Source organism: Vreelandella salicampi (assembly GCF_013415105.1).
GTDB classification, from domain to species: Bacteria; Pseudomonadota; Gammaproteobacteria; order Pseudomonadales; family Halomonadaceae; genus Vreelandella; species Vreelandella salicampi.
Genome location: NZ_JACCDF010000003.1, coordinates 218,470 through 230,571, shown reverse-complemented (window position 1 = coordinate 230,571; position 12,102 = coordinate 218,470). Strand labels below are relative to the sequence as shown.

Annotated in this window: 8 protein-coding genes; all 8 read left to right on the top strand. The window is 56.6% G+C overall.

The features are described 5' to 3' along the window. The first annotated feature begins 168 nt into the window (after nt 1–168). The 8 genes from rfaH to HZS81_RS18005 all read left to right on the top strand — a co-directional run bounded on the left by rfaH (nt 169) and on the right by HZS81_RS18005 (nt 11,733). The gene (gene rfaH, locus HZS81_RS06135) at nt 169–693 is read left to right on the top strand and encodes a transcription/translation regulatory transformer protein RfaH (protein ID WP_179929671.1); all 525 of its coding nucleotides are present in this window, start codon (nt 169–171) and stop codon (nt 691–693) included. A gap of 247 nt (nt 694–940) precedes the next feature. Continuing rightward, nucleotides 941–1,894, top strand: coding sequence for a hypothetical protein (locus HZS81_RS06130; protein ID WP_179929670.1), 954 nt, complete (start codon nt 941–943; stop codon nt 1,892–1,894). Between the two features lie 172 nt (nt 1,895–2,066). After that, entirely contained in the window at nt 2,067–3,161 is a 1,095-nt protein-coding gene (locus HZS81_RS06125) for a calcium-binding protein (protein WP_179929669.1), read from the top strand. Between the two features lie 242 nt (nt 3,162–3,403). After that, on the top strand, nt 3,404–5,737 hold the full coding sequence (locus tag HZS81_RS06120) for a glycosyltransferase (protein ID WP_179929668.1): 2,334 nt from the start codon (nt 3,404–3,406) through the stop codon (nt 5,735–5,737). Next, complete coding sequence (locus HZS81_RS06115; RefSeq protein ID WP_179929667.1) at nt 5,734–8,190, top strand: glycosyltransferase family 2 protein; 2,457 nt, start codon at nt 5,734–5,736, stop codon at nt 8,188–8,190. The genes HZS81_RS06120 and HZS81_RS06115 overlap by 4 nt, the downstream gene beginning before the upstream one ends. Nucleotides 8,191–8,350: 160 nt before the next feature. Further along, nucleotides 8,351–8,953, top strand: a complete 603-nt coding sequence (locus tag HZS81_RS06110) for a class I SAM-dependent methyltransferase (RefSeq protein WP_206679539.1) — start codon at nt 8,351–8,353, stop codon at nt 8,951–8,953. A 112-nt stretch (nt 8,954–9,065) separates the two neighbouring features. Further along, nucleotides 9,066–10,634 carry an AAA family ATPase gene (locus tag HZS81_RS06105; RefSeq protein ID WP_179929666.1) on the top strand — a complete coding sequence of 523 codons (1,569 nt, stop codon included), beginning with the start codon at nt 9,066–9,068 and terminating at the stop codon, nt 10,632–10,634. A 169-nt stretch (nt 10,635–10,803) separates the two neighbouring features. Then, nucleotides 10,804–11,733, top strand: a complete 930-nt coding sequence (locus HZS81_RS18005) for a hypothetical protein (protein WP_179929665.1) — start codon at nt 10,804–10,806, stop codon at nt 11,731–11,733. Nucleotides 11,734–12,102: the final 369 nt, after the last annotated feature.

The following is a 12,102-nucleotide window of genomic DNA, read 5'->3' as shown; positions in this document are numbered from 1 at the left end:
GAAAAATTAAGACGTCAAGCTTGGATAGAGACGCAGCAGGATAACAGAAACACCCAGGACGAGGTAGGTCGAAAAAACACACTTAACGCTCACTTTAATGGACCTAAGGACACACGTATGATGCCGCAAAATGATGCCTATATAGCTTGACGATGCGACTGAGTTGATATGTTTTCTAACAAGCCCGATGCCGAGCAAGCACGCTGGTATGCTGTACAGTGTAAAGGAGGTGAATCCTTTCGCGCGGAGGAGCACCTTACCCATCAGGGGTTTAACGTTTTTCACCCGACACTAAAAAGCCGCAAAAAGCGCAAAGGAAAGCTTGAATGGGTCACTGAACCTCTCTTCCCTTATTACTTATTTATTCAACTTGACCAAATTAATAGCAATTGGCGCCCCATTCGCTCTACCCGCGGGGTTGGCCGTATTGTGACATTTGGTAGCCAGCCCGCCGTCATCAGCGATGAGCTCGTAGCCCTATTAAAACAGCGTGGAGACACCACAGCCTCAGACCCAGCTTTTCAACCTGGTGAAGCGATCACTGTAGAAAGCGGGCCTTTCGCCGGGCAATCAGCCACTTTCCACCAGCAGCTAGAGCACGCCCGCACTGGTGAGGAGCGCGCCATTATTTTACTGCAGTGGCTTAACCGCCCTCAAGAAGTAGAAGTGCCGCTGTCGCACCTTTTACGTTAACCAATAGCTAGACCACATAAAAACACAAAAGATAACAAAAAGTTATAAAGCCAGATTATTTAGAGGCCACCTGCACCACTTGTAAGCAATTTCTTACAATTCTGCACCTTGATTTCTTAAGATTGTTTCCAGTGTGTAATCAACAACTTTTAGGACACCAACAAGATGGTAAATTCTCTTTAATGACGTTAAAGTTAGTCGTTATTTAGTCGTCTTTTTATTGTCCGTTCGCTTTTAGGTGCGTGTCATGTCAACCAACGTTGATCTCAACTCTGCCATTCTAGTGCGTACAGCGCTCAAGACTCTTTCACCTGGCATGTACACCGTCCGCTACCTTGGTAGCAAAGTAAAGGGCGGGGCGGGCTCGGCCGCTAGCGCCAATATCCCTTTGGCGCTAAGCCAAGCGCCCATTCGCATGGCGGGGGAAATTGAGTTCATCTGTCCTGAAGGCATTACCCACCAAACGCTCGCGGCACCAGGCGACTACCTCTTAGTGAACGTCAAAGGCGGCGATGCGGTACTCGCCGCCAGCAAATATTCGCCACGCCCGCTGGACGGCAAAGTCGATATCCATTGGCGTATCGAGCCACTAAACCCTGCCCAACCATTGAAATCAGCACAGTCATCGAAGCATTCGCAACGAGACAATGCGCAACAGGGCACACAGCGTAAAAAGACCACCACGAAAGTGGATATCGCCTTGCCCCTGACCCTGAAGGGGCATATCGAGCGCAGAGGCGATATCACCGTAAACGATGGAGAATGGTTAGGAGATCCCAGTAGCCAAGCCCGATTAGAAGGGTTTGCGATTGATTGCGCAGAACTCCCCCAAGGCGTGCAGCTCATTGCCGGTGGAAAAGTTGGTCAGAAGACACAGCAAGTGAATGCCAATGAATTTTTTGGTACCCGTCAGAAAGCTACACCCATTACCCAATTGGCCATTTGCTTGAGCAGTCCTAACACCGACCATTTAACGCTAAAAGGGGAAGCCGCATTTTCCGATGGCTCGCGACGCCCGCTTGGCTCCCCAAAAGCCGTTACGGGCAGCGCAGGAAGTCACTTAGTCGCAGTCAGGCTTAGCCTTGAAACAACAAAGGCTCCGCCAGCCACCCAGCAACTAGCGGTGGCTGATGAACGTGCAGGACACAGCAGCCGCTCACGCTGGCTTGATCCAGAATTCACTCAAATTCGTCAAGGCTAACCCTATTGCCTACGATGCTATATATGTGCAACTTCTCCACATACACATTTTCACGCAGCCGTCACAAAACGTCTTTAGAAATTGTTCGGTACGTCATTAACGGGCCGTGCAATCTATCAAGCAAAGGCTTGATAGCACACAACCATCACACTCAATTTTGAGGTAGAAAACTATGGCTGGAAATTACAACTCTCCCGAAGAGGCTGTCCAAGCAGTGACAGCTGCTTACGGTAATAAAAACAGCTTATTGGATGACGCTGTTTCCCGTATTTTGCAACAAACCGATGACCCTATCGTTTCGGGAGTCTCTCAAACAGCTGGTGATTTCAATAGCGGTGCTAGCAACAGTGACATCTTCATTGCTGGAAACGCCTCGGGCCAGCGCGGCACATCCGACAACCCGTTGCAAGTTGATGGGTCTGGACGTGGTGGCCAAGGTCAGGTGTTAGGCTTTGAAGCTGACGAAGATGAAGGCTACACAGTAGACTTCAACACCGTTGAGCGCGTCATTTTGGGCAGTAATCAAGACGACGTATTCACCATCAGCGGTGATGAAAACACTACCGTTGAAGGCGGCGCAGGTAACGACACCATCACCGCTAGTGGCGGCGACGATTCTATCACCGGCGGTGCGGGTAACGACGCCATTGAAGCGGGTGAAGGCAACGACTCCATCTACGGCGGTGCCGGTGATGACGTTGCGGTGTTCGCAGGTAACGAAGCGGATTACACCATCGAGCAAGACGGTGCCGTGACCATGGTTACCAACAACGAGACCGGCGATGTGAACGAAGTTACAAACGTTGAAACACTGACCTTTGACGATGGCTCACAAGCTGTTGAGCAAAGCAGTGACGTTCAAGCACTTGCCACGCTTTACAACCAGATCTTTAGCTTCAACGACGCACGCGATAACAACGGTGAAGGCCAAGCCGATCTGGAAGGTCTGCAGTGGTGGTCTGATCGCGTCGAAGAAGGTACTTCGCTCGGTCAAGTTGCCCTCAGCATGATCAACTCTGACGAAGCGGGCAACAAGTTAGACGCGCTAGACCTTGAAACCTCTGAAGGTATTCAGTCAGCCATTGAGCTGCTTTACACCGATGTTCTGGGCCGTGCTACCACAGAAATCGATGAAGCGGGTCGTGACTACTGGGTCGCTCAGGCGGAACAAGGTGCTTCCTTGGAAGATATTGCCACAAGCTTTGTTAGCTCCGACGAGTTTGACACGCAAAACGTCGATGCCAACGATTGGGACTTCCTGCTGTAAGCAACCCTTTTGCTCTGAATCCAGAGCAAAAAGGTACGTGCCGTTAGCGTACCGACAGGTATCGAAAACCATGGCCAGTTTTGTGGCCGAAAAGGGAATTTCACTTACGAGCAAGGAAGCTCAAGTGGGGGCGCAAGCCCCCACCCTTTATTGCCCAAACTATCCGCTTTGCTTCCTATCCGTGCCTCTTGGTTTGAGGGCTGATGGGAAGCAATGCGCATTAAACTAGGTGCTATACCGCTGTGTCCGCTTCGTTTCACCACTTCCACCAACAGATAGAAGCGCACCTCCAACAAGGTGAGTTGGCCGGTGCGCAAAATACAGCGGTAAGTGCACTGTCTCAGCCCTCTCTTCGTCAAGACGCCTTACGTTGGCTTAGTTTAATCGCCATTCAGGGGCAAACCCCCACATTAGCCCAAGCCGCCCTCACGAGCTTGATGCTGACCACGTATGATGCCCAAGCCCCGGCCTTGTTAAGCCAGGTGCTGCCCACACCGCAAGGGCGCGCTGCCGCTGCTCAAGAAGCCTACCGGCAAGCCCCCCATGAGCAGCGCTACCTGCAATCCGTCGTGGCTCAATGGCCGGCACAAGCTGATAAGCACGTCCTTTCCGAGCTACTACAGCGCCACGCACCACACGTGCGTGCCCCCGCCGTGTTAGCGGCGTTAGCAAGTGCTTATACCACGCACATGGGGCCACTTTGCGGCGGCACGTGGCTTAACGGTGAGCAGCTACGCGGCTGGTGCCTAACGGCAACCTCAACCTCACCAACACTAACCTTGACACAAGGCGAGCACTGCCACCGCATTGGCCTTAAACGCGCTCAAACGCTGCATACCCCAGCGGGTGATCATTACGCTTGGTGGTTCACCCTCGATTTGGAAGGCCTTAACGACACGCCCATTTCCGTTGGCGCGACTCAGTCAGCCAACGAGCCCTCGCGTGATCTGATGGGCAGCCCACTGCAAACATCGGCCAGCACACCACCAGTGTTGAAAGGCAAGCAAACGCGACAAAGCGGCAAAGAATCAAATACAGCGCCGGTGACTGTCCTCGTGCCGGTGTATGCCGGATATGAAGAAACCCTGGCCTGCCTTCACAGCGTGCTGGCAAGCCAAGCCATCAATCAAACGCCTTTTCAGTTGCTGGTGGTGAACGACGCGAGCCCCGACGCAGCGCTAGTTGATCAGCTCACCCTGTTGGCTGAACAAAAGCGCCTTATCCTTCATCTTCAGCCCATCAACCGCGGGTTTATCGACACCGTCAACCTCGGGCTCACGCAATCTTGTGGCCATGATGTCATTCTGCTCAATGCCGATACCCTGGTTCACGGCAACTGGGTGGACCGCCTCCGCGAGACAGCATACCAAATGCCTACCACAGCGTCCGTCACGCCACTGACCAACAACGGCGAGCTAATGAGCCTGCTTGGCCCCTGCAACCCTGCCGAGGCCCTGACGCCCACCCAGCTCGCCCGGTTAGATCACGCCGCTCAGCTTGCCAACGGTGAAAAAGAAGACCAGAGCGTCGCGATACACACCGGGTGTGGCTTCTGCCTTTATCTGCGTCACGACGCGCTTGCCGAGCTCGGCGGCCTAGACCCCACCCTCACACGTGGCTATGGCGAAGAGTCGGACTGGTGTTATCGCGCCGAAGCGCGGGGCTGGCAGCACCAAGGGGCGCTCGATGTCGTGGTGGCCCACCAGGGCGGTATCTCGTTTGGCGACGAAAAACGCCTGCGTGTGAAACAGAACCTACAAATTATTAACGCGCGCTACCCGGAAAGCAGCCCGGCCTTTGACACCTGCCTGCAACAGGACCCCATGCGCCCCGGGCGGGAGCGCGTTATACGCCACTGGCTCTATCAGCAGCCTCATGCCGCTTTATGGCACCCGGCATCCGCCGATGGGGTACTCAATGTCTGGCCGTCACTGGCGCAGGCACAGCGGGATAGCCGCTCCCGTGGGGTGTCCATGGCGCGGACCTCTGGCCAGTTGATCCTTGAAGGCAGCGCACCGCACGCTTGGCGGCTTCGCTATCACCTGCCCGCTGAGCGCCAAACGCTTTTACAGGATCTACAGGCCCTCGGCGTCCACCACTTCGCCGCGACCACCAGCTCTCTGCAAGCTTGGTTATCGTCAGCGCTTCCCGAGCTACCCACACAAAACGCGCACAGCCCTGGTTTGCCACGCCCGACACCCCCTAGCACGCCGCTTACCCAGGGCTTGGTGATTGCCCTTGGTGAACCCGAGAGCCTTAACCACCCCACGTTTATCCGCTGGGTGGCCGCGTTAGAGCGCGAGCAATCAACGCTTAGGGTATTGCACACACGCCCGCTGCCCGCGCACCATCCGTTGGCCAGCAGCGGGCGATTATTTTACGCGCCCTTATCGCATCACGGTGATGAAACGCGTACCCAATTACTGATCGAACACCTGCCACTCGCCGGGGCGTTAGCACTGGATGATGACGCCGCCACCCAGGCAGACCTGGCTTGGTTAACCGCACAGCGTTCCCTGCCGATCATCGCCATACCGGCTGAGGCCACACAACCCCGGGTGGGAGCCACCGCATGACGACACCGATGCCCCCTCAGCTTGGCGATAGCGCTATTAACGCGAAGGGCCACACCCTACGCGGTGCGATCACGCGCGTCAGTGGCCCGGTCATCGAAGGTTGGGTATACGATGAGGCCACGCCAGAACAGCGCTTCGTCATCGCCCTTTACCACTTAGGGGAGCCCGTGGCGCTCGCCTATTCCAATCACTTCCACGACCATGCCCCCGGCGACGGCCTGTATGGCTTTCATATCGTGCTCGATGACGCACAGCGCGATATGGCCGGTACGCTAACGCTTGCGCCCGCTAACGCGCCCAACGTGGCACTCGACCAAACGCACCTGCCCGCGCTCAGCCAAGCACACGAAAGCGAAAGCGGCCGCGTCGAGTGGCAACCGGGGCTTGTGTTGCGGGGCCAACTCGTAGAGCCCAGCGCGCCGCAAAAACCGCTTCAGGTCCGCGTGATGTACCAAGGCCGGCAGATCGCAGAGGCCACGCCGCAACACTGGCTCGATTACCACGATCAACGTGTGCAGGGCGCGTTTGTATTGAACCTGCCGCTATGGCTGGCCGACGGGCAGCGGCACAGGCTCTATGTGCTGGATGATCAGGGCCGCGAACTCGATGGTAGCCCAGTAACGGTCCAGGAGTGGCCAAACGGCTTGGTGGATTGGGTCTTGACTCTGGCGCCCCAGCTACCTGACCACACCAAGACACTGCTGAAACAGCAACTCAGCCGTTACGAGCGCTGGCTCCCCCGCGCCGCCGGCATGGGCCAATACCCGCAATGGCACGAGGCTTTTTATTCCAAGCCCGCGATGAAAGGCGCGCACGCCCTACCCGCTTTGCAACGTGGCAAACAGGATTCAGCACTGGGCATTCTATGGCTCGACAATGCGCCCTCGACGCTGCCAAAGATGCCCGGCGTCACGCTGGTACACCGAGTAGTGGACCACGCCACACAGCAAGACCCCGATCGCTACCGCGCCGTGGTAGAGGAGCTCGCGGGCCAGTGCGAGATCATCACTCAGCTCCACGGCGACGACACCCTCGATACCGCTGCCGCACAGTTGGCCTGGCAAGCCATGAAGGCGCAGTATGAGGCGCAGATTCTCTATACCGATTTTGATATACCTGCGGAACAAGCCGATCAGCCCCGACAGCCCGCTCTGCTCCCCGCCTGGGACCCGGAGCGCCAATGGGCACAAGACCTACTTGGCGGTGGCCTGTGCCTGGTGCGCAGCTCGTTGTTGAAAGACGCCGAGCATCCGGCGACTCACCCGGAAGATTTCAGCCACGCCGCGATTGAAGCGTTGCACCACGCGGGCCACCCGGAAAGCAGCGTGCTTCATCTGCCGCGTATCGCCCGCCATCGGGCCACTCCCTGGCCCACCGCCAGCGAGGCACAGGCCCAGCGCCTACAAGCCCGGCTTGAGCGCACCGCGCCCAATGCAACGCTACGGGTGAATCCGCAGTACCCCACGCTCTATCGCGTTAGCCGAACGCTCGATACCTGGCCGGATATCACCTTGATCGTGCCAACGCGTGATGCACTGGCACTGCTCAAACGCTGTATCGAGACCATTGCCGAGCACACTGATTACCCAGGAAACGTGACGCTGATGGTGGTGAATAACCACTCTCGGCAGCCCGACACGTTGGCGTATTTTGAGACCCTGCGCACGCAAGCGCCGCAGCCGCTTGGGCGTGGGAAGCTACATACGCGCGTGCTGGATTACCCGCACCCCTTCAATTACGCCGCCATCAATAACGCCGCCGTTGAGCAGTGCGAGAGCGAACTGATCGCCCTGGTCAATAACGACATTGAAGCACTGCACCCCGAGTGGCTCTGTGCCATGGCTGCGCACCTCATGCGCGACGGTGTGGGGGCCGTGGGTGCTAAACTGCTCTGGCCCAACGGCATGGTGCAGCACGGCGGCGTGATCGGCGGCCAGTACGGCGGCTTGGCCGGCCACGTGGGCAATCACTGGCACGCAGAGGACGCGGGTTATTTGGGCATGAACCACGTCACCCAGCGGTTCAGCATGGTGACCGCTGCGTGTCTATTGATGCGTAAGGCCGATTACCACGCCGTTGGCGGGCTCAGTGCGCGCGACTTCGCGGTGAACTTCAACGACGTGGATCTATGCCTCAAACTACGCCGCCGGGGGCTAAGCATCCTCTGGACGCCGGAGGCCCGGCTCATTCACGCGGAATCCGCCACGCGCGGCAAAGACGAAGCGCCGGAAAAAGCCGCCCGCGCCCAGCGCGAAATGGCCAAGCTACGCGAACGCTGGAGCAACGCCCTGCTCCATGACCCTGCGTACAACCCTAACTTGGCGTTGGATGTTTACACGCCGCCCTTCACCGGGCTGGCACTGCCGCCGCGCGAGCTTAGCCACACGGCCGGCGAAACAAGCACCGAACACGAGCTAGGGCGTATCGCGCGCAGCAACCAACTGCCGGTATAAAACGCCTAGCGATAAAAGCGCCTATTTATGGGCGCGATCAACACAACGGCGCAAGGAAGCGCCCACGGCTACCGCGAAGCCACGCTTAAGCGAGACCTAAAAAAGGTTTTGCCTGGCGGTAGCGTGCCTAAACGCTTTTTACAGATGCCAAGGATTCCCCATGACCATGACCGCGGCGGACCTCTCCGTTCTGCAACCCGAGCTCAACCCCCAGACGCACAAGCGCTTTCTCAACGTCGGTTGCGGCAGTGCCGGCCCCGAGCGGCTGCCGGAGTGTTTTCAGCAGGACGATTGGCAACAAATTCGCCTGGATATCAATCCGGCGGTAAAGCCCGATATCATCGCTGATTTAACCGACCTCTCCGCCGTGCAAACCGGCAGCATCGATGCCGTCTACTCGTCGCATAACATCGAGCATCTGTACCTGCACGAAACCACCGTGGCCCTGCAAGAGATGCACCGTGTGATTCGCCCAGGCGGCTTTTTGCTCATCACCCTGCCGGATTTACAGCAGGTCGCAAAGCTCATCGCCCAAGGCAAGCTCAGCGAAGAGATCTACCGCTCCCCGGTGGGGCCGATTACCCCGCTGGATATGCTCTACGGCCACCAGGCATCGGTTGAGCGCGGCAACACCTACATGGCACACAAATGCGGCTTCGATAAACACAGCCTAAGCACCGCCTTGCTCAACGCCGGCTTTCACGAAGTACGCGTCACCGCCGATGCCCACTACAACCTTTGGGGCTATGCGCAAAAGGGGTGAGCCTGAGTCCGCGCCCTATGATTCATGGTGGGTAGGCGCGTAAGCCGCGCGAGGGGTTGGTGGCGTGGTAGACTGCCTTTATTCATTGTTGTCTTGTTGCCGGAGGCCAACCGTGCCCAACGCCAACCGCCGCAAGCTCCCCGTGGGGATTCAGACATTTTCGGATATCCGCGAAGGCGGCTACTACTACGTCGATAAAACCCCGCATATCGAGCGCCTGGTCAACCAGAACAAATACTACTTTCTCTCGCGGCCGCGCCGGTTTGGCAAAAGCCTGCTGCTGGATACGTTACGTTGCCTGTTCGAAGGTCGCGAGGCGTTGTTCGAAGGGTTATATATTCATGACAAGTGGGACTGGCAACAGCGCTACCCGGTGGTGCGGATAAGTTTTGCCGATGGCGTGATGACCAGCCGTGAAGCACTGGATGAACGCATTCGCGAGCAGCTACGCGTTCAACGAGAACAGCTCGGCATTACGCACCACCATAAAACCGATATTCCCGGCGAATTTTCAGCCCTTATCCGTGCGGCCCACCAGCACAGCGGCCAGCGTGTCGTGGTGCTGATTGACGAATACGACAAACCCATTCTGGATAACATCACCGCGCCGGAGCACGCCCGCGAACTGCGCGAAGGCCTGAAGAACCTTTACAGCGTGCTCAAAGAGGCTGACCCGCACCTGCATTTCGTGTTGCTCACCGGAGTTTCCAAGTTCAGCAAGGTAAGCTTGTTTTCGGGTTTGAATAATCTCAACGACATTACCCTGGATGCCCCCTTTGCGACGATTTGCGGCTATACCGATGCAGACATCGACAGCATATTCGCCCCAGAGCTACCGGGGCTGGACCGCCGTAAAATCAAACAATGGTACAACGGCTACCGCTGGGGCAACCCAACCGTCGATGCCGTCTATAATCCCTTTGATGTACTACTGCTGTTCCAGAAGCGTGAGTTCGGCCCTTACTGGTTTGAGTCCGCCACGCCCACGTTTTTGGTAGAAATACTCAAGCAACGCGGCGTATTTACGCCCCGCCTTGACACCTTACAAGCGAAGGCACAGCTGCTTGGACGCTTCGATGTAGATGACATGACCACCGAAGGGCTGCTGTTCCAAACCGGCTATATCACGATCAAAGGCATGCAGGAGCCCATGCTGGGCTATCGCCTCTATACCCTGGGGTTTCCGAACCGCGAGGTAGAAAGCAGCCTCAATGATTTACTGCTACCGGTACTGGGTATCAGCGCAAGCGAGGCCCAAACCCACCAGATCGCATTATTTGATATTTTCCAGCGCCACGACCTTGCCGCGCTGGAGGCTCATCTAAAGGCGCTGTATGCCGGGCTACCGCACGACTGGTACCGCAATAACCCCGTCGCCCGCTACGAAGGCCATTACGCGAGCGTATTTTATAGCCACTTTGCGGCATTAGGCTTGGATATAGCGGTGGAAGACGCCAGCCACCACGGCAAAGTGGATATGAGCATGGAGGTTAACGGGCATATTTACCTTTTTGAATTCAAGGTGGTAGAGCAACTGCCCGAAGGCAACGCCCTGGCGCAGATCAAACACAAAGGCTACGCCGACAAACACCGCGCTTCCGGCAAGCCCATTCACCTGATGGGCGTAGAATTTTCCAGCCAGAAGCGCCAAATCGTCGCGTTTGAAGTCGAGACGCTATAACGGTGACAGACGCACGCCCCTACCTGGCACGGCACCTGGTTTCTGGTGGGAGGCCGCCTCAACGGGCGAGGTTTGGTGGCTGAAGCCTCTTGTCATTGCGTGAGTCTCGGCCCGTGTCATTGCGAGGAGGCACGACGAAGCAATCTCAAGCCAGCGCAAGAGCAACAGCATGAGCAAACCCATCAGTCATGACCAGAACTTCAAGAACCTCATTCTGGACTACCCGCGCGAGGCACTAACGTTTTTTGCTGCGGAAGAAGCCGCCGAGATCGACGCAGAAGCGCAGATCACCCCCATTCGGCAAGAGCAGTTAAAAGAGCGCCTAGGGGATCGCTTTCACGAACTCGATGTTCCACTGCTGGTGGAATGGCCGGATGGCCGCCGCGAAGCGTTGCTGTTCATGCTGGAGGAAGAGACGAATCCCAAGCGCTTTTCCATTCATCGCCTGGCCCACTACACACTGCACCTCAGCGAGCTATTCAATACTCATAGAGTGGTTCCCGTAGTGATCTTCCTGCACGGGCATCAGCACCTAACGGATAGCCTGCATATTAAAAGCGAACGCCATAGCTACCTACAGTTTCATTACCTGCAAACCCAGCTTGACCACCTGCCTGCCACACAGTTCATGAATAGCGACAATTTAGTAGCGCGGCTTAACCTCCCCAATATGCACTGGCACGAAGCGGAAAAAATCGACGTTTACGCAAAGGCGATCCAAGGCCTGCTGACTCTAGAGCAAGACGTGGAAAAGCAACTAAAATACATAGACTTTGTCGATATCTATAGCAACTTAAGTGACGATGAAAGGCAGGCCTACCAAACACGCTACCCGCAGGAGGAACGCCACATGGCCGGATTAGCAGACAGGCTCCGCAACGAAGGCATGCAGCAAGGAATGCAACAAGGCATGCAGCAAGGAATGCAAAAAGGGCTCCACGAAGGCATTGAAGGTGCGCTTCGTCTCCAATTAAAGCTGAAGTTTGGTGAGCTTCCCGAATGGGCAGAAATAAAGCTGCAACAGGCAACGGACGAACAGCTCACCCACTGGCTGACCCAGATTCTAAACGCCAACAGCCTCACTGAACTCCTCGCATAAAGACAACCTCTACTGGAATCCGTGTCATTGCGGGGAGGCACGACGAAGCAATCTCAGCCAGCGGCGGCAAAAAACCAGATTGCTTCATTGCGTTCGCAATGACACACCAAGGCAATGCCACCAAACCCAACCCGTCTCATTGCGAGGAGGAACGACGAAGCAATCTCAGGCCAGCAGCAACACCAAAAACCAGATCGCCGCGCTCCGCTCGCGATGGCACCCAGGCCGATTCATGTGTCATTGCGAGGAGGCACGACGAAGCAATCTCAGGCCAGCGGCGGCACCAAAAACCAGATTGCTTCACTGCGTTCGCAATGACACACCAAGGCAATGCCACCAAACCCAACCCGTGTCATTGCGAGGAGCCTG